At 64.7% G+C, this 24,686-nt stretch carries 18 protein-coding genes and 1 other RNA gene; 11 read left to right on the top strand and 8 right to left on the bottom strand.

Annotated elements, in window-relative coordinates; genetic code table 11:
* Nucleotides 1-299: 299 nt before the first annotated feature.
* Nucleotides 300-1,670 (bottom strand): tyrosine-type recombinase/integrase, encoded by a 1,371-nt coding sequence (locus ACQY4S_RS09305; RefSeq protein ID WP_428484921.1) that lies wholly within the window; start codon nucleotides 1,668-1,670, stop codon nucleotides 300-302.
* 624 nt (nucleotides 1,671-2,294) lie between these two features.
* Between ACQY4S_RS09305 and ACQY4S_RS09310 the strand changes: the two genes are divergently transcribed.
* Entirely contained in the window at nucleotides 2,295-2,645 is a 351-nt protein-coding gene (locus tag ACQY4S_RS09310) for a hypothetical protein (protein ID WP_428484922.1), read from the top strand.
* Between the two features lie 117 nt (nucleotides 2,646-2,762).
* Here ACQY4S_RS09310 and ACQY4S_RS09315 read toward each other — a convergent pair whose 3' ends face one another.
* A complete protein-coding gene (locus ACQY4S_RS09315; protein ID WP_428484923.1) occupies nucleotides 2,763-3,887 on the bottom strand; it encodes an ABC transporter substrate-binding protein in 1,125 nt (374 codons plus the stop codon).
* A gap of 365 nt (nucleotides 3,888-4,252) precedes the next feature.
* Here ACQY4S_RS09315 and ACQY4S_RS09320 point away from each other — a divergent pair, with 365 nt between their 5' ends.
* Complete coding sequence (locus ACQY4S_RS09320) at nucleotides 4,253-5,068, top strand: hypothetical protein (protein WP_428484924.1); 816 nt, start codon at nucleotides 4,253-4,255, stop codon at nucleotides 5,066-5,068.
* Between the two features lie 508 nt (nucleotides 5,069-5,576).
* On the opposite strand, the gene ACQY4S_RS09325 is transcribed toward ACQY4S_RS09320, so the two are convergent.
* The gene (locus ACQY4S_RS09325; RefSeq protein WP_428484925.1) at nucleotides 5,577-7,961 is read right to left on the bottom strand and encodes a DNA translocase FtsK; all 2,385 of its coding nucleotides are present in this window, start codon (nucleotides 7,959-7,961) and stop codon (nucleotides 5,577-5,579) included.
* 229 nt (nucleotides 7,962-8,190) lie between these two features.
* On the opposite strand from ACQY4S_RS09325, the gene ACQY4S_RS09330 reads away from it, so the two are divergent.
* Nucleotides 8,191-9,444 (top strand): CinA family nicotinamide mononucleotide deamidase-related protein, encoded by a 1,254-nt coding sequence (locus tag ACQY4S_RS09330; protein ID WP_428484926.1) that lies wholly within the window; start codon nucleotides 8,191-8,193, stop codon nucleotides 9,442-9,444.
* Nucleotides 9,445-9,566: 122 nt separating this feature from the next.
* Here ACQY4S_RS09330 and ACQY4S_RS09335 read toward each other — a convergent pair whose 3' ends face one another.
* Nucleotides 9,567-10,964: a TIGR03013 family XrtA/PEP-CTERM system glycosyltransferase gene (locus tag ACQY4S_RS09335; RefSeq protein WP_428484927.1), complete on the bottom strand. Its 1,398-nt coding sequence runs from the start codon at nucleotides 10,962-10,964 to the stop codon at nucleotides 9,567-9,569.
* Between the two features lie 542 nt (nucleotides 10,965-11,506).
* On the opposite strand from ACQY4S_RS09335, the gene ACQY4S_RS09340 reads away from it, so the two are divergent.
* The 4 genes from ACQY4S_RS09340 (at nucleotide 11,507) to ACQY4S_RS09355 (ending at nucleotide 16,987) form a co-directional block, all read left to right on the top strand.
* Complete coding sequence (locus ACQY4S_RS09340; RefSeq protein ID WP_428486249.1) at nucleotides 11,507-12,433, top strand: phytanoyl-CoA dioxygenase family protein; 927 nt, start codon at nucleotides 11,507-11,509, stop codon at nucleotides 12,431-12,433.
* Between the two features lie 60 nt (nucleotides 12,434-12,493).
* Nucleotides 12,494-14,686, top strand: coding sequence for an excinuclease ABC subunit UvrB (uvrB, locus tag ACQY4S_RS09345; protein WP_428484928.1), 2,193 nt, complete (start codon nucleotides 12,494-12,496; stop codon nucleotides 14,684-14,686).
* On the top strand, nucleotides 14,683-16,047 hold the full coding sequence (locus ACQY4S_RS09350) for a sulfatase family protein (protein WP_428484929.1): 1,365 nt from the start codon (nucleotides 14,683-14,685) through the stop codon (nucleotides 16,045-16,047). The genes uvrB and ACQY4S_RS09350 overlap by 4 nt, the downstream gene beginning before the upstream one ends.
* Nucleotides 16,048-16,291: 244 nt before the next feature.
* Nucleotides 16,292-16,987: a DJ-1/PfpI family protein gene (locus ACQY4S_RS09355; protein ID WP_428484930.1), complete on the top strand. Its 696-nt coding sequence runs from the start codon at nucleotides 16,292-16,294 to the stop codon at nucleotides 16,985-16,987.
* Here ACQY4S_RS09355 and recR read toward each other — a convergent pair.
* From recR to ffs, 4 genes are all read right to left on the bottom strand, one after another.
* Nucleotides 16,979-17,572, bottom strand: coding sequence for a recombination mediator RecR (gene recR, locus ACQY4S_RS09360; protein ID WP_428484931.1), 594 nt, complete (start codon nucleotides 17,570-17,572; stop codon nucleotides 16,979-16,981). The genes ACQY4S_RS09355 and recR overlap by 9 nt on opposite strands.
* 103 nt (nucleotides 17,573-17,675) lie before the next feature.
* Nucleotides 17,676-17,999: a YbaB/EbfC family nucleoid-associated protein gene (locus tag ACQY4S_RS09365; protein WP_428484932.1), complete on the bottom strand. Its 324-nt coding sequence runs from the start codon at nucleotides 17,997-17,999 to the stop codon at nucleotides 17,676-17,678.
* Nucleotides 17,996-19,861 carry a DNA polymerase III subunit gamma/tau gene (locus tag ACQY4S_RS09370; RefSeq protein WP_428484933.1) on the bottom strand — a complete coding sequence of 622 codons (1,866 nt, stop codon included), beginning with the start codon at nucleotides 19,859-19,861 and terminating at the stop codon, nucleotides 17,996-17,998. The genes ACQY4S_RS09365 and ACQY4S_RS09370 overlap by 4 nt, the downstream gene beginning before the upstream one ends.
* 55 nt (nucleotides 19,862-19,916) lie before the next feature.
* Nucleotides 19,917-20,013, bottom strand: an RNA gene (gene ffs / locus ACQY4S_RS09375) — signal recognition particle sRNA small type.
* A 383-nt stretch (nucleotides 20,014-20,396) separates the two neighbouring features.
* Here ffs and ACQY4S_RS09380 point away from each other — a divergent pair.
* From ACQY4S_RS09380 to ACQY4S_RS09395, 4 genes are all read left to right on the top strand, one after another.
* Nucleotides 20,397-21,644 carry an NAD(P)/FAD-dependent oxidoreductase gene (locus ACQY4S_RS09380; RefSeq protein ID WP_428484934.1) on the top strand — a complete coding sequence of 416 codons (1,248 nt, stop codon included), beginning with the start codon at nucleotides 20,397-20,399 and terminating at the stop codon, nucleotides 21,642-21,644.
* A gap of 24 nt (nucleotides 21,645-21,668) precedes the next feature.
* Nucleotides 21,669-21,995 (top strand): 2Fe-2S iron-sulfur cluster-binding protein, encoded by a 327-nt coding sequence (locus tag ACQY4S_RS09385; RefSeq protein WP_428484935.1) that lies wholly within the window; start codon nucleotides 21,669-21,671, stop codon nucleotides 21,993-21,995.
* Between the two features lie 224 nt (nucleotides 21,996-22,219).
* Nucleotides 22,220-23,437 (top strand): cytochrome P450, encoded by a 1,218-nt coding sequence (locus ACQY4S_RS09390; protein WP_428484936.1) that lies wholly within the window; start codon nucleotides 22,220-22,222, stop codon nucleotides 23,435-23,437.
* Complete coding sequence (locus tag ACQY4S_RS09395) at nucleotides 23,434-24,549, top strand: alpha/beta fold hydrolase (RefSeq protein WP_428484937.1); 1,116 nt, start codon at nucleotides 23,434-23,436, stop codon at nucleotides 24,547-24,549. The genes ACQY4S_RS09390 and ACQY4S_RS09395 overlap by 4 nt, the downstream gene beginning before the upstream one ends.
* The last annotated feature ends 137 nt before the right edge of the window (nucleotides 24,550-24,686 follow it).

The following is a 24,686-nucleotide window of genomic DNA, read 5'->3' on the forward strand; positions in this document are numbered from 1 at the left end:
GGTCGTGCCGACGGGAAATCTTTGGCGCGGCGGGTCATGGACAGCCCGACAGTTGCCCGCCGCGCCACGGCCGCGCACGGGTGACGCGGCCGAACGAAGCCGCCGCGGTAGGCGTGCTTCGATACCAATTCACAGAACCGGTCCGACGCGTGACGCGCGCCGGCGGGGTTTACGGTTTTGGGCATGGGCTGTCCCAACGGCTGAAGGCCGCGTTGCATCCAGGCCCGCGCCCAAAGGCGCCCGGTAATATCCGCTAATATCCGATGCAACCAGATCGTTTCGATGGATACGTTATGATCTCAGCCACCGACACCGCGCCGCCGATCGGGTGACGCGCCAGGCGCCGACGCCTTGGATGGTTCGGCAATCGTGTCGGATCGTGGCAGACTCTCAGTCCGATCCAGGGCCGCCGCCACCGCCAGCACATGCTGCGCCCAACCGTATAGCGCGGCCTCGCGCTCGGGCATGAAGTCATACCGCTGGTAGACCGCGGCGACGCCCTTGATCGAGCCTTGCACATGGTTCAGCAGCCGGTCGGCGACATGGGTCGCGAACCCCAGCCGGACCAGGGCGGTCACGCCGGTGCGGCGGAAATCGTGCCATCGCCAATCCGGTGCCGCCCGCGCGGCCCGATGTTTGCCAGCCCGATCGTGTCCAGCCGCTTCCCGGGTGGCGACGATCGCGGCCTTCAGGTCCTCATGCGCCCGGGAGAAGCCCGATACCGGCACCCGGTCATTGGTGGTGAACACCAGGGCGCGCCGGTCCGACGGGTGCAGCGCGCGCAGGATCGCCCGCGCCGGCTCGGCCAGGTGAACGATGTGGGCCTTGCGGTTCTTCGCCCGCCTGGCCGGGATCGTCCAGGTCGACAGATCCTCGGCCAGCTCGGACCACCGCATGCCGGCCACCTCGCCGCGGCGCTGCAACGTCAGGATCAGCAACTGCACCAGCGGACCGAATGGGTAGGCCGTCGCCGCGGCGGCGCGCCAGACCTCGGCCAGCTCGGCGTCCGACAGTACGCGGTCGCGGCTTGCCTCGCGCACGTCCAGGCTCACCCCGGCGAACGGATTGACGGTGATAAGCCCGCGGCCAACCCCCCAGTTGAATGCTGCGCGGCCGTAGTCGCGGGTGCGGCGCGCGGCGATCGGGTGCGACTTCGCCACGGCATCGAGCACGCGCTGCACGGCCAGCGTTGTCACGCTCTGCGCCGGCTGGTCCAGCAGCGCCGCGAACGTCGTCTTGATCGCCCGCGGCGCCTCGGTCCGGTGCGTGGCGCTGCGGTCGGCCAGGGGACCGGCGCCCCACTGGTCGATCAGCGTCCGGACGGTGAAGGCTGCGGCTTGGCGGGCCTGGTGTTGCGCGTCCGCCGCCGCCGCGGTGGCGGCGATGGCCGCGCGGCGCTCGCCAGCCGGGTCTTGGCCAAGCCGCAGTTTCGCCCGCGCGATCTCCGCCAGGCGGTGCGCCTCGGCCGGCGTGATCTCGCCATACGATCCCAGCACCAGACGGGTCCGGCGGCCGGCGCGTCCGCCAAGCTGGTATTGCAGCACGAAGGTCTTGGCACCGTTGGCGGTCACCCGGATGCCGAATCCGGGAAGCGAGTCGTCAAACACGATCCGATCGCGCCGGCCCGGCGGACAACCGAGCGCGTCGATTTCGCGCTTAGTCAGCTTCATCGGGACACCGCTCGTGGAACACCATGGAACACCACGATCGGCCTTGGTGTTCCACGCCATCCGGGCAAGGGAACCCGGCAAATCAGTTTGTTATCTGTGTGTGGAACACTGGAACACAGAGAACACCGTGATTTCTCGGTTGCCGATCCTACAGCCATGAACAGGACCGGAACACAAGAGGGTCCCAAGGCCGGTTTTGAATCTCCTGTTGATTCGTTTCGCTTAGTTCGCGGACCAACCGCGGACCAACGGGAGCGGGTAATTACGACGTATGGTTGCATGTCCTGTCCTGAACGCAACTAGCTACACCATTGATATGGCGAGCTTTGGCGTCAGGTGGCGCGTGCTGTCAAGCGCCGGCCCATGAATGGCATTCAGGAGGTCAGGGGTTCGATTCCCCTCGGCTCCACCAGTCAATCCAGGACCTGGCGGCGGGACGGTCGAACCGCGGCAACACATCGCCGCCATGGGCTTGCCAGCAAGACGTCCGGCGGATTGCACGCAGAGGCTAGGCGACCGATTTCGTGCGCAGGCCGCTGAACCGGACGGCCGCCAGGCGCTTCAACGTGCCACCGACTGACAGACTTATCGTTAGCGATTGATTAATCATTGGCTTGTATGTCCTTGAGCCGCGCGAGGCAAAACGGCACGCGCGACACCAGCACAGTGCTAGCAATTATGTCTCGATCAACCGCCGATTTGATAACAGGGTGGACGACGGAGCGCGCGATACTTGAAAAGAAGATCGCCAGTCTTCGTGAAGGAAAACTACCCCAGTTCATGACGTTCGCCCAGATTGCCGCAACCATTCAGTATTATGAAGAAACTGTCGCCGACTATAAGGGGCTCATTGACGAATTCAGCCGGCATGAGCCCTTTCCGATACCTTTTGAATCGGACCCGTTGGACGCGGAAGCCACGACCCGGTTCCGCTATGTCAACCCGCCTATGCCGTTTGACATGCCTTTAAACTGAGGAAGGCGCCGCCCTTGCGGGGGCGGCGCTTTTTCGGTCTAAGCCAGACGCCACGTGATCCCCGTCACCGCCGCGGCGGACTGCCGAAGACGCCGGCGCGATAAGGTGCGCGTTGTGTCACTGTTCCGTCGCTATGACCGCTGGATTGCCATTCTTCATGCCAAGGATGAACAGCGGCGTATGGGCGTGGTTGTGCGGGTCGGGCGCATACGTCCCACCGAGCAGGGACGGCATGGCGGTGGTCTTCAGCGCCTGTTCGATCGCGGCCGGCTGGTCAGACCCGGCGCGTCGGATGGCGTCCACCACAAGATAGGTTGCCTCATAGACAAAGAAGGATCGCTGCGTCGGCATCAGTTGGAAACGAGCCTGATATGCCAGGACAAAGTCTCGCACGCCGGGCTTATCCAGCAGCGGCGTAAAAACCGCGACGCTGGTCAGGTCTGACAGGCTGGGGCGGAATCCCGGCGACACGGCACCCAGCGCCGCGGCGAGATCCACGCGGCCGGTGATCGGCACCTTCCAACCGGAAGCCTCATAGGCGCGGAAGAAACCGGTGGTGGACTTGCCCAGCATCGTCCACAGCCGGTCGGGCGCGGTCGCCTTCAGCTTGTCGAGCAGCGGGGCGAAATCGGTCGTGGCCGGTGCGATTGTCGCTTGATCCGTCACTTTCATGCCGGCCTCCGCCGCCGCCTTCGCCATCGCCACCGCGTTGGCCTGCGGAAAGCCGCCCGCGTCGGCAACGATCGCCACCGACTTCACGTCTTGCGTTTGCAGCCAGCGCACCAGGGCATGGGCGATGTCAACCTCCGACGGGATGGTCTTGAAGGCATAGTCGTTGCCGCCGGGACCCGAGGCATCGACGAAATCCTGACCGGCGGAGGTGGCGATCACCAGCGGCACCTTTGCCTCGGCCATCATCGGCATGATGGCGTGCGTCACCGGCGTGCACAGCGCGCCGATCACCACGGGAACGTGCTCCTGCTCGATCAGCCGCCTGGTCGCGGGGACGCCGACGGCGGGCTTGCAGGCATTGTCGGCATAGAATGCCTCCACCGGGCGGCCGAGGACGCCGCCCGCCTGGTTGATCCGGTCGAGTGCGAGCTGCGCGCCGTACTGCTCTGACTGGCCCCTGTCGGCGGTCGGGCCGCTGAGGATTGTGGTGATGCCGATCCGGATGGGTTCGGCGGCGTGCGCCGCGGCTGTGGCGAGCAGAGCGGCGAGCAGGACAGCAGCACGCATCATGATAGCTCCTGGCGGTTTGATGGCGCAACATAGCGGCTCGCCGCCGAGACTAACATTAGTGATGCCCTAAATTAGGGTCGTCTCCAACAGGGCTGCCTGACAGGCTCTCAGGATCGGCAACCATGCGGGTTTCTCCGGCCTATTTTGTTGCGATAAAGCGGTAATTGTATGATCGGACGGACGTTGTTGAACCGCCGGAATTTCCCTGACACGCGATTCGTGATGTCTCAGCGGCAATCGCCGGCATCGGATGCGGTCTCAGCCCAATGCGACGCTATCCACGATGCCGCTCGTCTGAGTTTCCGCCAGGCGATTGACTGGCCGTCGTCAGCGCGGGAAGTCAGCCCCATGAGCACAATCCTACGATGATGACGATGCAGCCGCAGATGATCGCCAGCCTGCCGATCTGGCTGGCCGGATTGCTGATCGCGGGTTTCGCCATGATGGGTGCCGTTCTGGTCGAATTGCTCGTCCGCCGGCTGATCTCGCTCGAGGTCCGGACGAACCACAGCACGGCGGCCTCAGCGATGTTCAACGTCGTCGGAACCACCTACGCGGTGCTGCTGGCATTCGTTGCCATGCTGGCCTGGGACGGTTTCAACAAGGCGCAGTCCGTCACCGATACCGAGGCATCACTCGTTCAGAACGTCTACCAATTGGTCGACGGCCTGACCGGACCCGACATGGTGACGATGCGAAGCGACATCATCGCCTACGCGGCAACCGTCGTCGAAACCGAGTGGCCCGCGCAGGCGAAAGGCATTGTCCCGCGAGCCGACGACCCCACTCTGATCCGCCTGACCCGCACCGCCCTGCACCTGCGCCCAGGCAACATCGCTGACGGCGACCTGCATACCTTGCTGCTTGATGACCTGACAAAACTCAGCAGCGTGCGGCGGGAGCGCCTGTTGGTCCAGCGCAATCCGATCCCCTTGATCGTCTGGCTCGTCCTTCTCGCCGGGGGTAGCATCAGCGTCGCCTTCGCTTCGTTCCTCGGCGCCCGTAGCCTGCGCATGCATCTCGTGATGTCATTCCTGCTCACGCTGTCGGGCGCTCTGGTGCTGTTGCTGATCGTGGCACTCAGCAATCCGTTTCGCGGCGATTTCAGGATTTCGCCCGAGCCGTTCGAGCGCGTGCTGGCGCAGATGACGCCGGATGGCAGCGGCGCCTCGCCGCGCTAAGCACGTCGGCCGCCGGTCCACCAACTGCTGACGCAATTCGATCCGGCACGGCGCATAGACTGACCCCGCCAGACCCATGTCCGCCGCCCGGCCGAAAACCGTGGCGAAGGCCGACGGCGCTTGAACTTTACCGAGGCGGTCCGCGATCATAACCAGGCGGCCCCCGATCATAACCGGGCGGCGGCGGACCGCGGTCATAATCCGGTGGCGGCGGCCGATACTCGGGCGGCGGAGGCGGCCGTCGCGGCGGAGCCTCGACAATGCATCCGCCCAGCATGAGGGGCGAAGCCAAGAGCAGGGTCAGAGGCACGAACCGCATTGGGTGCTCCTTGCAGCAGCCGGTCATCGACATCATCGCGACCAAGCCAGCCTTACCGTTTCGTCATGTAATGTGGTGGATACACCATATCGGATCAAGATTGCATCTCGGCCTGTTATGGATCATTGCTGACATTTTTGCATAAGGCGACAATGGTGGCGGAGTTCGACGATGGGATGACCGGCCGGTTCAGCAATCCATGTCATCATGCGTCCGGCGCACCAGGATCTCGCGCTTGCCGACGTGGTTGGCGGCGCCGACGATGCCTTCCTTCTCCATCTGCTCGATCAGTTTTGCCGCCTTGTTATAGCCGATGTTCAGGTGCCGCTGGATAAATGACGTCGACGCCTTGCCCTCCCGCGCCACCACGTCCACGGCCTGGTCGAACAGCGTCTTGTCGCCGTCGCTGGCGCCCGTGATGCCGGACAGCAGCGGGTCCGCGTCACTCGAGGATTCCAGCGGCTCCGTCACATCCTCCACATAGGACGGCTCGCCCTGCTCACGCAGGAACGCCACCACCTTCTCGACTTCCTCGTCCGAGACGAATGGGCCGTGCACGCGGGTGATCCGTCCGCCGCCCTGCATGAACAGCATGTCGCCCATGCCCAGCAACTGCTCCGCCCCCTGCTCGCCCAGGATGGTCCGGCTGTCGAACTTGCTGATCACCTGAAAGCTGATCCGGGTCGGGAAGTTGGCCTTGATGGTGCCGGTGATCACGTCCACCGACGGCCGCTGAGTTGCCATGATGACGTGAATGCCGGCGGCGCGCGCCATCTGCGCCAGCCGCTGCACCGCGGCCTCGATCTCCTTGCCGGCGACCATCATCAGGTCCGCCATCTCGTCCACCACCACGACGATGAAGGGCAGCGACTCCAAGGTCTGCGGCTGTTCCTCGAACGTCGGGCGGCCGGTGTCGGGATCGAAGCCGGTCTGCACCCGGCGCGTAACGATCTCCCCCTTGGCGCGGGCCTCGGCCACGCGATCGTTGTAGCCGCCGATGTTGCGGACGCCCAACTGCGACATGGCGCGATAGCGACGCTCCATTTCGCGTACCGCCCATTTCAGCGCGGTCACCGCTTTCGCTGGCTCGGTCACCACCGGCGCCATCAGGTGCGGGATGCCTTCATAGGTGGACAGTTCCAGCATCTTCGGGTCGATCAGGATCAGCCGGCACTGGTCGGGAGACAGTCGGTACAGCAACGACAGGATCATCGCGTTGACGCCCACCGACTTGCCCGACCCGGTGGTGCCGGCGATCATCAGGTGCGGCATCCGCGCCAGGTCGGTGACGACCGACTTGCCGCCGATGTCCTTGCCCAACGCCAGCGACAGCCGCCCGCCATGCTGCTGCGCCTCATCACTCGCCAGGATCTCGCTCAGGAACACGGTTTCGCGCTTGCTGTTCGGCACCTCGATGCCGATGACGTTGCGGCCGGAGACGGTGGCGATCCGTACCGCGGTGACCGAAAGGCTGCGCGCCACGTCGTCAGCCAGGCCGATGACCCGCGCGCTGCGGATGCCGGGCGCCGGCACCAGTTCATACAAGGTGACCACCGGGCCTGGGCGGATCTCGACGATCTCTCCCTGCACGCCATAGTCCGACAACACGGTCTCCAGCAAGCGGGCGTTCGCCTGCAGCGCCTCCTCGCTTGGCCCGGCGACGGCACGCGCCGGCGGATCGTTCAGCAGGTCGAGCGAAGGAAACTTCCAGCCCTCTTCCGCCAGCGGCAGGTTCTGCTGCAGCGGCTTGCGAACCGGAGCAGGGGCTGGCTTGACGGTTCGACCGGACGGCGTTCCCGCTTCCCTTGGTACTTCCCTGGGCGACGCATCGGTGATCTTCGGCCGGCGTGGCTCCTCCCGCACCTCGGCGCGGGTCGCAGGGCGAGCCACCGCGGGTTCATCCGTTTCCAGCCCGGGTCCGCGACTGACCACGCTCGCCAGCCAGCCTGATACACTGCCGACATTGCCGGCGCCCTGCGCCAGGACTCCGGCGGCGCTACGGCCGCCATGCACCGAATATCGGCCGGCAATTGCGGCGGCGCGTCCGGCGGTTCGCCATTCGGACGCCGACAGGCCGAGCGCCAGCAGGGTGAGGATGCCGGCGAGGGCGGCGCCGATCAGCCAGATCGACGCGGCGCCGACGATGCCGAACAGCGAGTGGCCGGCCTTCAGCGCCTCGGTCGAGATGATCGATCCGATCGACCCGCCCAGCCCAGCGACCACCGGCCATCCGGCAGACGCCGATGGGAAGATCCCGAGCACCGCCGCCAGCAGCGGCATCGCGGCAAGCAGGGCCGCCACACGCAGCGCCAGGTTGCCCAGACCGCCGCGGGAGCCAATCCGCCAGCCCCAGGCCAGCATGGTCAGGCCCGGCAGGAATCCGGCGACTCCAAAACCTTGCAGCAGAACGTCCGCCAGGATTGCCCCGCCTGCCCCGCCCATGTTGCCGACATGCCGTGATGTGGCGGTATCCAACGATGGATCGCGCGGATCATAGGTGGCCAGCGCCACCAGGATCGCCAGGCCCAGCAGCCCCAGCAGCAATCCGCCGAACTCGGCGGCACGGCGGTTCATCAAGGTCCGCAGCGCGGGGGAAGCGATTCGGCGAGTGTCTACCGTGGGTGATCGAGTGGCCATGGGTCCTCTTGCGTCGATCGCCACGAGTCTGCGGCGTGACGCGAACTATAACGGCGAAGGCACTGATAAATGAAGCACCTTCCGCTGACGGTTCCGCAGTGCTCTCGCAAGCGGCTTGCCCCTCGCGCCGCTTGCCCGCAATCTGCCGCCGCTGAAAGGGGCCCGCATGCGCATCGAGATCATCTGCACCGGCGACGAGGTGCTGACTGGCAAGATCACCAACACCAATTTCTCCTACATGGCGCAGAAGCTGGAGGATGTCGGCCTGTCGGTGCACTGGGGCACTACGGTGGGCGACGATCGCGACAGCCTGCTCGCGGCGTTCCAGCTTGCCGGCACCCGGGCGGACGCGGTGATCGTCAATGGCGGACTGGGGCCGACCGTTGATGACCTGTCGCAGGAGATCGCCGCCCAGGCCGCGGGCGTGGAGCTGGTGCTGCACGAGGCGTGGCTGGCGAAGATGCAGGATTTCTTTTCCCGGCGGGCGCGTTCCATGCCGCCGAACAACGTCAAGCAGGCGATGCTGCCGGCATCGGCGGAGATGATCGACAACCCGGTCGGCACCGCCTGCGGCTTCGCCCTGGATATCGGCAAGGCCCGCTTCTTCTTCACCCCCGGCGTGCCGCGGGAACTGCGGCGGATGCTGGAAGAGCAGGTCATCCCGCGGATCCTCGCCCGCGCCGGCGCGCCGGCGTCGATCTACCTGAAGCGGTTCCATTCCTATGGCCTAGGCGAGTCGCATGTCGACCAGTTGCTGACCGGGCTGGAGGCGCTGGACCCGGATGGCGGCGTAAAGCTCGGCTTCCGCGCGCACTATCCGCAGTTGGAGACCAAGCTGACGGTGCGCGGCACCGACATGGCCGACGTCCACCGCAAGCTGGCCCCGGTGACGGCCGAGGTGAAGCAGCGCCTGGGCAACTTCATCATCGCCGAGGACGACCAGACCCTGGAAGGCGTGACCCTGGCGGCGCTGGCCGCGCGGGACGCGACGCTGACCGTGGTGGAAACCTTCACCGCCGGCGAGATCGCCGCGCGCATCGCGCATCTGCCCGGGGCTGAAAACGTCTTCCGCCACGGCACCGTGGTCCGGCGAACCGGCAACTTATTCGGCGTCGCCATTCCGGCCGAACTGGATCAGGACACCACCGAGGCTGTCGTCCACGCCGCGCGCCGGCAGACCGGCGCCAGCCATGCCCTGGTGGTCCTCATCGAGCTGGACGAAGGCGCTGACCGGCTTGATCTGGGAGGCACGATCTGGATCGGCATCGCCACGGCGGATCGCACCGAATTCCGCCGCTCCCGCATTCTGGGCGGGCGGGACTGGGTCCGCCTGGGCGCGGTCGAATTGGGCCTGGATTGCCTCCGCCGCTTCCTGCAGGGCCTGCCGGTGGTCGAGCGCATCGACTTCGAGCGGGCGTGAGGCCAGCCGGCTTTTGCCTCAGAGCGTGATCGCATGAGGCTGACCCAGTCAGAAGGCGTGAATCACGTGATCAAACAACGAGTTAAAGCGCGACTGCTGGGGCAACCTAAACCAATCGCGCTTTAACGCACGCCGCTGGGCCACAGCACCACGCGCAGCGTCTGCAGCAGGATGACCAGGTCGAACAGGATGGAGAAATTCTTCACGTAATAAAGGTCGTAGCTCAGCTTGGACCGGCCATCGTCGATCGAGGCACCATAGGGGTAATTGATCTGTGCCCATCCGGTCAGGCCGGCCTTTACCATATGACGTTCATGATAGAGCGGGATCTGGCTTGCCAGTTCCGCCACGAACAGTGGCCGCTCTGGCCGCGGGCCGACGAAGGACATTTCGCCGCGCAGGATGTTCACCAGCTGCGGCAGTTCGTCGATCCGCGTCCGCCGCAGCAACGCCCCCGCCCGCGTGATGCGGTTGTCCTTCTCCCGCGCCCAGACCGCGCCCTCGGCTTCGGCATTCACGCGCATGGTGCGCAGCTTGAGGATCCAGAACACGGCGCCGTCCCGCGTCACTCGCTCCTGCCGGTAGAACACCGAGCCCGGCCCTTCCAGCCTTATGGCGATCATGCCGGCCAGCAGCAGCGGCGACGAGAGCAGCAGCACGAGGCTGCTGACAACAAGGTCGAACAGCCGCTTCAGGACACGATCCATCATGCCGAAGGTAAAACCGTTGGTGTAGACCAGCCAGCCAAGTTCCATGCGCTTGAGGTCGATGCGCCGGATCTCCTTCTCCACGAAGGTCAGGTACTGGATGACCGGGAAGCCGGCCTTCTTGCACTCGAGCAGCCGGCGCAGATCCATGCCGCGCCGTTCGTCCGGCGCGACAATGACGATGTCCGCACCGACCTGCGTGGCGACGGCGGCAATATCGAATCCTGCGGGACGCAGGATGCGCTCCGGCCGTTCGTCCAGCAGTCGCGGATCGACCTCCCCCAGCGAGGGGTGGTGGATCAGCGTCACCTCGTCGTGCAGGCTGCGGCCTTCGCGCCCCAGCATCAGCAGCAGGTCCCACGCCCGCTGACCGGCGCCCACGATCAGCAGCCGGCGGCGCAGCCTATGCTGACGCAGCAGCAGATGCAGCACGAGGCGCGCGACGAAAGCGCACGCCGTGAAGGAAACCGTCGCGAGGGTGAAGATCTGTGCCTGGTCAAGGCGACCGACCGGGGTTGCCCGGGACGTGACCATGGGCAGGCCAAGTGAGATCAGCACCGACAGGGCGGCGCCCATCCCGACAACCAGCGGCACCCGGCTGAAGGACCGCCGCTCCTCCAGGATGGCATCCCGACGATACAACCCCATGGCGAACAGGACAAGCAGTTCGCAGGCCGGATACAGCAGGCCACGCGGGTCGGCGGGCAGGCTAAACAGGTCGGTGAAGCCGGATCGGCCCAGCCACAGGACAACCGGCCAGGCGAGTAGGATCAGGCCGGCATCCAGCAGGAAAAGCACCGTTCCGGTCGTCATCCTGAAAAACCACATTGCACTGATGCTCGCCATTGGACACCGCCGCCAGGGATCGCAGGCACGCGACCTCCCGATTGCGTGAGCGCCATAACAGAAACCTGTGGCTGGGGACCAGAATCATCTGCAACCACAGGAGGTAGTGCTGTTCGCGTCGGATGGTCCTGCCACTGGTTGGCACGTCGGTGCATCGGCATCCGGTCTGCTTGCACCATGATTTACCATACCACTTGCGGCGTAGTGGCTTGTGGCCGTCGGCCGCGCGCAGTCTCTGGCGTGGGCGACCTGCATGAGCGAGGCGAGCTGTCCGGTTTACCGGCGTCAGGCCGCTCTCGCCTTTCATTCGGGCGGTTAGCCTTATTGGCCTGCGCAATAAATTTACCTTCCATGTCGCAGCCTTACCTGGTCCGCAACCAATCGGTACCTAATCGATCGAAGTCGTGATTGGACTATAGCTTGTGTTTCAAGATACCCTCGTTTTGACTGTGCGATCATGAAAACTATTATTTTGTGTGATCGTCATATAAAGGCGAAGCACTATGCTTATGCGTCTCGATGCGGAGAAGATAAGACGATTTGAAAATGAGGGGTTTCTGTCGTTCGAAACCGGCCTGTCGCCACGGCAGGTGGACGAGATGCGTGGCATTCTGACCCGTCTGCATAACGAGAACATTGGCTTCAACGAGGGTGCGCTGTTCGACGCCATGGGCGTGGACGACGGCGCGGAACCAAAGCGCTTTCCGCAGATCCTGCACCCGCGCTCCTTCGCGCCGGAACTGCTGGAGAGTGACTTCTTTCACCTCGCCCGAGGGATCGCCGAACAGCTTCTGGGCGATCAGGTACGCTTCAAGGCCGACATTTCCCTGATGAAGCCGGCGCACATCGGCGAAGCGACTCCCTGGCATCAGGACGAGGCGTTCCACGATCCGAACTTCGACTACAGGGAGGTGAGCTTCTGGCTGGCTCTGCAGCCGACCGATACGACCAATAGCTGCATGGCCTATATCCCCGGTTCTCAGAAGGGCCCGGTCCTGCCGCACGGTTTCCCCGGCGGCGACAACCGGATCCATGCCCTTGATTGCGCCAGCAGCCTCGATGTGCGGGACGCGGTTGGCTGCCCTCTGTCGCCCGGCGGCTGCGTGATCCATTCCCAGCGTACGGTGCATGGCGCGGGCCCCAACGTGTCGGACCGGGACCGCCTGGCGTATGTGCTGATCTTCGACCTCGTACCGACGCCGGCGCGGGTGGCGCGCAACTTTCCCTGGCGAGCGCAACAACAGACCGCGCGGGCGCAGCGCGAACTGAGGTGGCGGCGCCGCGGCGGGCTTGTCATCCACCTGTGGCGGCAGCGCACGCAGCTGCGCCTGACGAACATGCGCGCCCTGCTGTTTGACGCGCGGCGTGCGCTCAAGGCCACGCTGCGGATCTGCCTGGCCGGTCGGCACGCGCGCGGCCGGTTCAGGTCGCCCTGATCGGAAACCCCTCGACGCCAGGGGTTCGGCGATCCATCTTTGGGACCAAGGAGTTGCTGTATGTCCCAAACCCTGATGCGCGCGCCGCCCGTGCTGTTCATGCCGCAGAAGCAGGCGGCGCGGCCAATGACACGCCGCCTGCGCGTGGTGTCCGAATACGAGCCCGCCGGCGATCAGCCAGCCGCGATCAAGGAACTGGTGCGCGGCGTCGGCGCCGATGACCGCGACCAGGTGCTGCTTGGCGTCACCGGCTCGGGCAAGACCTTTACCATGGCAAAGGTGATCGAGACGGTGCAGAAGCCGACTCTGATCCTGGCGCCGAACAAGACCCTGGCGGCCCAGTTGTACGGCGAGATGAAGAGCTTCTTCCCCGATAACGCGGTGGAGTACTTCGTCAGCTACTATGACTACTATCAGCCGGAGGCCTATGTCCCCCGCACCGACACGTACATCGAAAAAGACGCGCAGATCAACGAGCAGATCGACCGAATGCGTCACGCCGCCACGCAATCGCTGCTTGAACGCAATGATGTGGTGGTGGTTGCCTCGGTGTCCTGCATCTATGGTATCGGCTCGGTCGAGACCTATGCGAAAATGGTGGCGAAGCTGGAGGTCGGCGGCCGGATCGATCGCGACGCCCTGGCCAAGGCACTGGTCGATCTGCAGTACCGGCGCAACGACACCGCCTTCCAGCGTGGCTCATTCCGGCTGCGCGGCGAGATCGTCGACATCTTCCCCAGCCATTACGAGGACCGTGCCTGGCGGGTGAGCCTGTTCGGCGACGAGATCGAATCGGTGCACGAATTCGACCCGCTGACCGGCGAGAAGACCGCCGACCTGAAGGAGATCACGGTCTACGCCAACAGCCACTACGTGACGCCGCGGCCGACGCTGACCCAGGCGATCCGCGACATCAAGGTCGAACTGAAGGAGCGCATGGCCGAGTTGAATGCCGAGGGCAAGCTGCTGGAGGCGCAGCGGCTGGAACAGCGCACAATCTTTGATATCGAAATGATGGAGACGACCGGATCATGCAAGGGGATCGAGAATTATTCCCGTTACCTGACCGGGCGGGAGCCCGGTGACCCGCCGCCGACGCTGTTTGAATACCTGCCGGAAAATTCCCTGCTGATCGTTGATGAGAGCCACGTCACCGTGCCGCAGATCGGCGGCATGTTCAAAGGCGACTATGCCCGCAAGACCGTCCTGTCGGAGTTCGGCTTTCGCCTGCCATCCTGCATCGACAACCGCCCGCTGAAGTTCGAGGAGTGGGAGCGGTTCCGCCCAATGACGGTATTCGTATCCGCCACACCCGGTCCGTGGGAGATGGAACGCACCGCCGGCGTCTTCGCCGAACAGGTGATCCGCCCGACCGGCCTGATAGACCCGGTCACGGAAGTTCGCCCTGTGGAGCATCAGGTCGACGACCTGCTGGGCGAGTGCAAGGTGGTCGCTTCGCGCGGCGGACGCGTGCTGGTTACCACGTTGACCAAACGCATGGCGGAGGACCTGACCGACTACCTCACCGAACACGGTATCAAGGTTCGCTACCTGCACTCCGACATCGACACGCTGGAGCGGATCGAGATCATCCGTGACCTTCGCCTAGGCGTGTTCGACGTGCTGGTGGGGATCAATCTGTTGCGCGAGGGCCTCGACATCCCGGAGTGCGCGCTGGTGGCGATTCTGGATGCGGACAAGGAAGGCTTCCTGCGCTCGCAAACGTCGTTGATCCAGACGATCGGGCGGGCGGCGCGCAACATCGACGGCAAGGTCGTGCTTTACGCCGATACGCTGACCCGATCGCTGCGCGCGGCGATCGAGGAGACCGACCGGCGGCGCAACAAGCAGCGAAGCTGGAACGAGGCGCACGGCATCACGCCGCTGTCGATCCGCAAGCAGATCGGCAAGGTGCTGGAGAGCGTGTTCGAGCAGGACTACGTGACGGTCGCCCCAATCAAGGATGCCGACACGACCGAATTCGTCGGCAAGGACCTGAAAGCGTCGATCACCGACCTGGAGAAACGGATGCGCGCCGCCGCGGCCGATCTGGAATTTGAGCAGGCGGCCAGGCTGCGCGACGAGATCAAGCGGCTGGAGGCGCTGGAACTCGGTCTGCCGGAGCCACCCATGGCAACCGCCCTGTCGCGGCCAAAACGGGATCGCACGCCCGAACCACTAGGGCCGGGCGGCGGTGGTTACGATCCCTCGAAGCGGCGCGGGCGTGGCGGGATGCGGCGGAAGGGGCCATGATCGCAGTCGATGGTGCGGCTTCGCCGTCGGCTGCCAAGCCGGTGCCGGCCGGTCCGTCGCGTCCGCCCAACATTGTGTTCATTATGGCTGATGACCTCGGATACGCCGATCTTGGTTGCTACGGCCGCCGCGACCTGTCCACCCCGAACATCGACCAGATTGCCAAAAAAGGCATACGACTGCTCCAGGCCTACGCCAATTCGGCGGTCTGCTCCGCCACCCGCCTCGCGCTGATCACCGGTCGTTACCAATATCGCCTGCCGCTCGGACTGGAAGAACCTCTCGCGGGCAAACCTGATGTCGGACTGCCGCCGGAACACCCGACGCTGCCATCGCTGCTCCGGCAGGTCGGCTACCAAACCAGCCTGGTGGGCAAATGGCACCTGGGGATGCCGCCGGACTTCGGTCCGTCGCGCAGCGGGTACGACCGGTTCTTCGGTATCCGCAGCGGCGCCGTTGACTATTATTCGCACGAGAACCCGCGCCGGCAGCATGACCTTTGGGATGGCGACGTCCCGGTCCGGCGGCGTGGCTATCTGACGGACATCCTCGGTGACCAGGCTGTCGATGCGGTCAATGTCCATGCGGCCAGCGGCAGGCCATTCCTGCTCAGCCTGCATTTCACCGCACCGCACTGGCCGTGGGAAGCACCTGGAGACGCGGCGGAGTCCGAGCGGCTGCGCGGAACCGACCTACGCCACTTCGACGGCGGCACGCAGCGCACCTATATCCGCATGATCCAGGCTATGGATCTGCAGATTGGTCGCGTACTGCAGGCGTTGGATGCCAACGGGTTATCCGACGACACCATCGTCATTTTCACCAGCGACAACGGCGGCGAGCGTTTCTCCGATACCTGGCCGTTCACCGGCGTCAAGACGGAACTGCTGGAAGGCGGCCTTCGCATCCCAGTGGTGATATGCTGGCCCACCCGGATCCCCGCCGGCCAGGTCAGCGATCAGGTGACGATCACGATGGACTGGTTCCAGACGCTGCTGGCGGCGGCAGGCATTGTTCCGCATGCGGATTACCCCGCCGATGGACTGGATCTGTTGCCGATCCTGACGAAGCAGCACGAACCGGTTCGCCGCACATTGTTCTGGCGCTACAAGTCGAATGCTCAGCGTGCTGTTCGCGATGGTGACTTCAAGTATCTCAAGATCCAGGACAACACCTTCCTGTTCAACGTTGTCGATGATCCAAGGGAACGCGCCAATCTGCGGGAGCGACGCAAGGATCTGTTCGATCGCATGGTGTCGGACTGGCACGCATGGAACGCCACGATGCTGCCGGAGATTGCTGACAGTTTTGCCGAAACCTATACGGCCGCGCAACTGGCCGATCATATCGGCTTGCGTTAGGTCGGCCCTTGGATCAGCTTGGCGTTCGGCCCGATTCCGTACTATTTGTGCATGTTGCAGGGCTTGTCGCGGCGACCGGTCGCCGCGGAATGCTGACGGCAATGGACTGGATGAACCGTGCAACGACGAACAGGTGCGACATCATCAAGCATCGCCCCGACTGGCATGACATTCCGATCGGCATGACATTCCGACCGGCATGGCATTGCCGCGCTGACCCACTGTCCGACCAAGGAGACTTGCCATGGCATCGTTATGCATCGGCCTGCTGGCATTCCCGCGGATGACGCAGCTTGACCTGACCGGACCATTGCAGGTGTTCGCCAGCATACCCGGGGCCGATGTCCGGCTGCTGTGGAAGACGCTCGATCCGGTCCAGGTGCAGGGCGGCTTCCACCTGCTGCCCACGACAACGCTGGCCGATTGCCCGACGCTGGACGTGATCTGCGTGCCAGGTGGACCCGGCGTGCAGGCGCTGATGGAGGACGCGGAGGTTTTGTCCTTCCTGCGTGGCCAGGCGGCGACGGCGCGCTTCGTCGGCTCGATTTGCACCGGTGCGCTGGTGCTGGCCGCCGCCGGCCTGTTGCGCGGCAAGCAGGCGACGACCCATTGGGCATCAATGGACTTGCTGGCGCCGCTGGGTGCGATCCCGACAAAGGCCCGGGTGGTGCGCGACGGCAAGTTCATCAGCGGCGGCGGCGTCACGGCTGGGATCGACTTCGCACTGACAATGGTCGCTGAATTGGCCGGCCAAGCGGTCGCCGAGGCGATTCAACTGTCCATTGAATACGCTCCGGCGCCGCCGTTCAACGCCGGCAGCCCCGACACCGCCCCGCCCGACGTTCTGGCCGCGGTCCAGGCTCAGTTCGCGGCGGTTCGAGGCGAGCGTCACGCGGCTGTCGAGCGAGTGGCGGCAGCGCAAGGCTGGGCGTCAGGCTGACCGACGACCACGCAACGCGGCGGCCAGGGTGCCATCGTCCAGCACGTCCAGCGCACCGCCGATTGGAACGCCCTGGCCCACCCGGGTGACCGCGACACCGGTCGGGCGAAGCTGATCGGTCAGGAAGTGCGCCGTGGTAGCGCCGTCCACCGTGGCGCCGAGGGCCAGGATGACTTCCGTCACGTTGCCCGTGACGACGCGGCTGATCAGTCCGGACAGGTTCAGATCCTCCGGCCCGAGCCCGGACAGGGCGGACAATGTGCCGCCCAGGACATGATAAATGCCGCGATGGACCAGCGCCCGCTCCAGCGCCCACAGGTCGCCAACCCCTTCGACGACGCAGATGACCGAACGGTCGCGATGCGGATCGGCACAGATGGTGCAAGGATCCTGGCTGTCCAGGTTGCCGCACTCGGCGCAAGGGCGAACGGCGCGCGCGGCTTCGGCCAATGCCGTGGCAAGCGGCAGCATGCGCATCTCCGGCTGCTGCAGCATCTTCAGCGCAGCACGCCTGGCGCTGCGTGGTCCCAGGCCGGGCAGCTTGGCCAGCAGGCCAATCAGACGATCGATTTCAGGGCCGCCCATGATCCGTTTTCGGCCGTCAGTCGTCGGTTCTCGGAAGCGCGACGGCGTGGCGGCGAGACACCAACCTGATACCGCTTTCCTCTGACACCTGACCGATTGACACCTAGAAAGGCAGCTTCATCCCGGGCGGAAGTTCCAGGCCGCCAGTGGCTTTCTGCATCTCCTCCGCCGCCGCCGCCTCGATCTTGCCCTTGGCGTCGCGATGCGCGGCCAGGATCAGGTCTTCCAACATCTCCGCCTCGGCGGGATCAATCACCTTCGGGTCGATCTTGATCCGACGCAGATCGTTCTTGCCGTTCAAGGTCACCTTGACCAGCCCGGCGCCGGATTCGCCCGTCATCTCCATGGCCTCGAGCGTCGACTGCATCTCCTGCATCTTGGACTGCATCTGCTGCGCCTGCTTCATCAGGCCGGCGAGGTTCTTCATGGGTCGATCTCCATCGGGTCTTCGTCGAAATAGTCCGCCTCGGGCGGCGCGAACCCGGGCATGTCGGGTTGTTCCGTCAGCGGCGCCGGCAAACCGTAGGCATCTGTGGTTCTATCATGCACTGTGTCGATACGCGCCCCCGGGAATGTGTCCAGGATTGCCCGCACCAACGGGTGGTCGGCCGCCGCGGTGCGGCGGGCACTGTCGGCCGCGTTGCCCTGCTCCGCCAGCGTCGCCTCGCCGGCGGCGGTGGACATGGCGATCGTCCAGCGGGTGGCGGTCACTTCAGACAGCAGTGCGGCAAGCCGCGGGGCGAGGTCGCGCGGCGCCTCGGGCTGCGGACGCAGTTCGATCACCGGCGGGGCGAAACGGACCAGATGCACCGAATGCAGCAGATGCGCGTGCAGCATCGCTTCTTTCTGTGCCCCGACCAGCGCCACGATGTCGCGAAAATTGTTCAGCCGCGGCGCTGCCGGGGCCGGGGCCGGAGCGGCTTCAGCGCTGATCAACGGCATGCCATTGGCAACCGCCCGCACGCCACTACCCCCGCCGGCCGCAGCGGACAGGTCGGGACCAGCCGCCGAACCGCTGGCATTGAGCCGCCGCACCAAGTCACCCGGCGTGGGTATATCGGCGACGTGGCAGAGGCGGATCAGCACCATCTCGGCCGCCGCTCTGCGGTCCGGGGCGGTTTCCACCTCACCCACGCCCTTCAGCAGCATCTGCCAAGCGCGCGCCAGCACCGGCACGGCCAGCCGATCGGCGATCTGCGCCCCGCGGGTGCGTTCGGCCTCTGGCAGGTCGTGGCTGTCGCGCAGGCCGGGAATGGACTTCAGCCGAGTGATCGTATGCAGCAGGTCCAGCAGGTCCTGCAGCAGGGTGCCGAGGTCGGCGCCACGTTCGAAGGCGCCGTCGGTGATCGCCAGCGCGGCGGCGGGCTTGCCGCCCATGACCGCTTCCATCAGGTCAAAGACGGCTTCTCTGTCCGCCAGGCCCAGCATGTCGGCAACCTGGGTGGCGGTGATGACGGCGTCCGGCCCGGCATCCGTTTGCGCGATGGCCTGATCCAGGATGGACAGGCCGTCGCGGACCGAGCCATCGGCGGCACGGGCGATCTGCTCCAACGCGCCGGGTTCGACGGCGACGGCCTCGTTCCGCGCAATGCGGGCATAGTGCTGGGACAGTTCGGCGATCCGCACGCGACGCAGGTCGAAGCGCTGGCAGCGCGACAGCACGGTGATCGGGACTTTCCGCAACTCCGTGGTGGCGAAGATGAACTTCACATGCGGCGGCGGTTCCTCCAGCGTCTTCAGCAGCGCGTTGAACGCCTGGGTCGTCAGCATGTGGACCTCGTCCAGGATGAAGACCTTGTTGCGGGCCTGCATGGGACGGAAGCGCACCGCTTCAATCAGTTCGCGTATGTCGCCGATGCCGTTGCGGCTGGCGGCGTCCATCTCGATGACGTCGGGGTGACGGTCGGCGAGGATGCCGATACAGTTAGCGCAGATGCCGCAGGGATCGGCCGTTGGACCGCCGGTGCCGTCGGGGCCGATGCAGTTCAGCGCGCGGGCGATGATGCGGGCGGTGGTGGTCTTGCCAACGCCGCGTACGCCAGTGAGCATGAAGGCATGCGCCACGCGGCCGATGGCGAAGGCGTTGCGCAGGATGCGCACCATCGCCTCCTGCCCGATCAGGTCATCGAACGTCGTCGGGCGGTACTTCCGCGCCAGCACGCGGTATGGGCCGGCGTGCACCGGCTCCGGCAGGGCGACCGGCAGGACATCGCCAAACAGGCCGGGGCCATCGGGCGGGGGTGGGATGTCGTCTTGTTCGGCGGGATCGTCCTGGAACAGGCCAGACATGCGCAATGCTTACCTAGGCGGCCGCCGGAGCCGTTCGCCGGGTTAACGGAAAAAAGTGGGAGATCGACAAACGACCCGAGCGGTGACCCGTTGCGGCTGCTTCCTTCCGGACCTGACCGGGTTGGCGAGGCGCCCGTCCACCGCCGACCTCCCAGACTGTGTCTACCACGGATCGGGGGGTTGGGGGCAAGAGCAGGTCGAAGATGGGCTTCTTTATGATGCCGATCGGCCGGTCATGGTCGGTGCAAGCGAGACGCCGGCGGCCACGCAAGCCCTGCGATAAAACCAGATAACCCTGGTGAACTATCCATGACCCGGTTGCGATCGCCGCGTCGAGATCGACCATCTGGCAGCATGCGGCTGTCATGCGACAACGCAAGCTTTTGCCTCGATCGGGATTTTGTGGTCATTGCACCGTTCTGCCGGAAAATGCTGGAGCCGGCGACCATGCAATGACAACCAGAGCGCCGAACCGACTTGCCGACTGGACCGGGCGCTGCTCCTATTCGCATGACAGGATCAGGGAGCGGATGCGGTGGATAACCAGAGCAGGCACATCGTGATCGCCGGCGCCGGCCACGCCGGCGGATCGGTGGCGGCCATGCTGCGCCAGCTTGGCTGGCGCGAGGCGATCACCCTGATCGGCGAGGAGCCCATTCCGCCCTACCAGCGGCCACCTCTGTCGAAAGCCTGGTTGACGGGACAGGCGACAGCCGAAAGCCTGGCGCTGAAGCCGGTGCAATTCTATTCCGGCGCCGCGATCGACCTGCGCATGAGTTGTCGCGTTGTCAGCATCAATCGGGCGGAAAAGACGGTGGCGTTATCGGATAACGAGACGCTGGCATACGATTATCTTATCCTGGCGATGGGCGCGCGGGCGCGCCGGCTGCCGCTGCCGGGCACTGATCTCGCCGGCGTCCTGGAACTGCGCTCCGCCGCCGATGCCGACCGGCTGAAGGCGGCGCTGAACCCGGGGTCCCGGTTGGCGGTGATCGGCGGCGGCTATATCGGCCTGGAAGCCGCGGCATCGGCCCGTGCGCTGGGGGCGGCGGCAACCATCATCGAGCGGGAAAGCCGGGTGCTCGCCCGCGTCGCCGGCCCGATCCTGTCGAATTTCTTCCAGTCGTTCCACCACGCCCGGGGTGTCGCGATCGAGGTCGATGCCCAGGTGGCGGGCCTGGAAGGCACCGGCGGCCGCATCGTCGGCGTCCGTCTGGTCGACGGCAGGCTGATCCCGTGCGAGACCGCGCTGGTGGGTGTCGGTGCGGTGGCGAATGACGAGATTGCGCGCGAAGCCGGCCTGTCCTGTGAAACCACGGATCAAGGCGGTGGCATCGTCGTGGACCTGGCGTCAAGGACCGACGATATGGCGATTTTCGCCATCGGCGACTGCACGCGCCGGCCACTGCCGCTCTATGCACGCATGGGCCGGCTGGAAAGTGTACCCAACGCGTTGGAGCAGGCCAAGCAAGCGGCCAGTCTGATCTGCGGCAAGTCATCGCCGCTGCCCGAAGTGCCATGGTTTTGGTCCGACCAATACGACCTGCGACTACAGATCGCAGGATTGCCGTTCGATGCGGTGGATATCGCCGTGCGCGGCAATCTGGATGCGGCAAAGTTCGCATTGTTCCATCTGACCGCGGATGGTAACGTTCAGGCGGTGGAAGCGGTCAACGCTCCGACCGAATTCATGGGCGGACGGCGCATCATTGCTCGGCGCAAACGCCTTACTCGCGCTGTTATCGAAGATATGTCAGTGTCGATGCAGGAACTCGCGGCATAAAGGGCGGCGGGAAAAGAGGACCTCATGCCGAAGATTACTTATATCGAACACAATGGGACGGAACATCCGATCGATGTGCCGGTCGGCCGATCGGTGATGCAGGGCGCGGTGGACAACAATGTTCCCGGCATCGATGCCGATTGCGGCGGAGAGTGCGCCTGCGCCACGTGCCATGTCTATATAGATGCAGCCTGGCTGGACATGATCGGCCGGCCGGTTCCGGGTTCGCAGGAAGCCAGCATGCTGAGCTTCGCTGCCGTCACCCAGCCGGACTCGCGCCTGTCATGCCAGCTCCAGGTGACCTCGGCGCTGGATGGCCTCGTAGTGCGGATGCCAGAGGGGCAGCACTGAAAAATCAATGCGTCAGCCCCATGTCATGCACGACGTCAAGCCGGGTGACGCGGGACAGGAAAAGACTGAGCGTGTCCTGTTCCTGGAACCGCTCGTTGAACGTGTCGGGCTTTCCCGTCTCAACATTACGTAAATTCTAGCAGATTAACCACTGTACGTGGCAATACTACCGGGAGACTCAACCAGTGAATGCGCCAGTTTCCATCGACTTGACTGCGGATGTTATGACCGTTCCGCTTGACCAGATCGACGTCAGCAATCCTAAGTTGTATCAAGACGACACTTACTACCCATACTTCGAACGACTGCGCAGCGAGGATCCGGTTCATTACCGCAAGAACGGCATGTATGGCTCCTTCTGGTCGGTCACCAAGTTCAAGGACATCATGCAGGTGGAGACCCACCCGCAGATCTATTCCTCCGAAGCCAGGCTCGGCGGCATCAGCATCACCGACCGGCCGATGGAATTCCGCCGGTCCAGCTTCATCTCGATGGACCCGCCACGGCACGATGAGCAGCGCAAGGTGGTCAGCCCAATCGTGGCGCCGGCGAACCTCAACAACATGTCCGGCATTATTCGCGAACGTGTCTGCAAGGTGCTGGACGAACTGCCGCGCGGCGAAACCTTCGACTGGGTGCAGCGCGTGTCGATCGAGCTGACCACGCTGATGCTCAGCACCCTGTTCGACTTCCCGATCGAGGAGCGGTCCAAGCTGACGTTCTGGTCTGACTGCGCCACCGCCGACGTAAATGCCGGCGGCATCGTCGATTCCGAGGCAAAGCGGCTGGAGATCCTGGGTGAAGCGCTGCGGACCTTCACCGGGATGTGGCACGAGCGTGCGGCGCGTCCGTTTGGCTACGACCTGATCTCCATGCTGGCGCATGGCGAAGCGACGAAGGATCTGGTCAACGATCCGGCGGAATTCCTCGGCAACCTGACCTTGCTGATCGTCGGCGGCAACGACACGACACGCAATTCCATGAGCGGCGGCCTGTGGGCGCTGTGCAAGCATCCGGCGGAATACCAGAAGTTGCAGGACAATCCCGCGCTGATCCCAAGTCTGGTGCCGGAGATCATCCGCTGGCAGTCACCGATCGTGCATATGCGACGCACTGCGCTGGCGGACGCGGAGCTTGGAGGCAAGCAGATCCGCAAGGGCGACAAGGTGGTGATGTGGTACATCTCAGGCAACCGTGATGAAGAGTCGATCGATCGGCCAAACGATTTTATCATCGACCGCGCCCGTCCGCGGCATCATCTGTCGTTTGGCTTCGGCGTGCATCGCTGCGTCGGCAACCGGCTGGCGGAGATGCAGCTTATCATCCTGTGGGAGGAGATCATGAAGCGGTTTCCCCGGATCGAGCTGGTCGAGGAGCCAAAACGTATCTACTCCAACTTCATTCACGGCATTTCGGAAATGCAGGTGCGCATTCCGGCGTGATCGAGCCCTTCGGCGCCGATGTCCTGCCGGCGGGTGTACGTGCCCGCTTCGTGCCTGACGTAAACGGACTGTGCGTCCATCTGCTGGAGGCCGGGTTCGAGCGGCCCGGCCAACCGAGCGTGCTGCTGCTGCATGGCTTCCCGGAGCTTGCGTATTCCTGGCGGAAGATCATGCCCGCTTTGGCCGAGGCAGGCTATCATGTGATTGCGCCGGATCAGCGTGGCTATGGCCGGACCACCGGCTGGGACTCTGACTACGATGGTGATCTGGCGTCGTTTCATATGCTCAATCTGGTGCGCGACATGATTGGGTTGCTCGCGGCGCTGGGCCTGCAATCCGTCCGCGCGGTTGTCGGACATGATTTCGGTGCGTCCGTGGCTGCCTGGTGCGCGCTGCTGCGGCCGGACATCTTCCGCGCCGTGACGTTGATGAGCGCACCATTCGTCGGGCCGCCCAGCCTGACGCCTGCCGCCGGCGAGGACATCCATCTGGCTCTGGCGGCGCTGGATCGGCCGCGCAAGCATTATCAATGGTACTACGCCACCCGCCAGGCCAATGCCGACATGCGATACTGCCGGCAGGGCGTTCACGACTTCTTGCGCGCTTACTATCACTTCAAAAGCGCCGACTGGCCGGACAACAATCCGGTGCGGCTGGCCGGCTGGACTGCGGCGGAACTTGCCCGCATGCCGACCTACTACATCATGGACCAGGATCGCGAGATGGGCAGCACGGTGGCAGCCGCGATGCCGTCCGCTGCGGCGGTCGTCCGATGCCTCTGGCTGCCGGACACCGAGCTTCGCGTGTTCAGCGCGGAGTATGCACGAACCGGGTTCCAAGGCGGCCTACAGTGGTATCGCTGCCGCACCCAGGGCATTGGCATGGCGCAACTCCAGGTCTTCGCCGGCCGCACGATCGATGTCAGGTCGATGTTCGTGGCTGGTGCCCGCGACTGGGGCATTCATCAGACCCCTGGCGCGATTCAGCGCATGCAGGATCAGGCCTGCACCGCCATGACTGGCTGCCATCTGGTCCCGGACGCCGGTCACTGGGTACAGCAAGAAAAGCCGGAAGCGGTCACATCTTTGTTGCGCGGGTTTCTGGATAGCTGACGCTGCGGGCTGCTTGGTTTGGATGCCCGCGAATATGACCTGTCCTTCATCCGCCACGGCGAATTGCGACCCATATGGTGCAACGCACAAAAAACTCCGTGATGAGCCTGCGCTGGTGAACGGATCACGGACTAATT

Source organism: Rhodopila sp. (genome assembly GCF_965276935.1).
Taxonomy (GTDB): Bacteria; Pseudomonadota; Alphaproteobacteria; order Acetobacterales; family Acetobacteraceae; genus Rhodopila.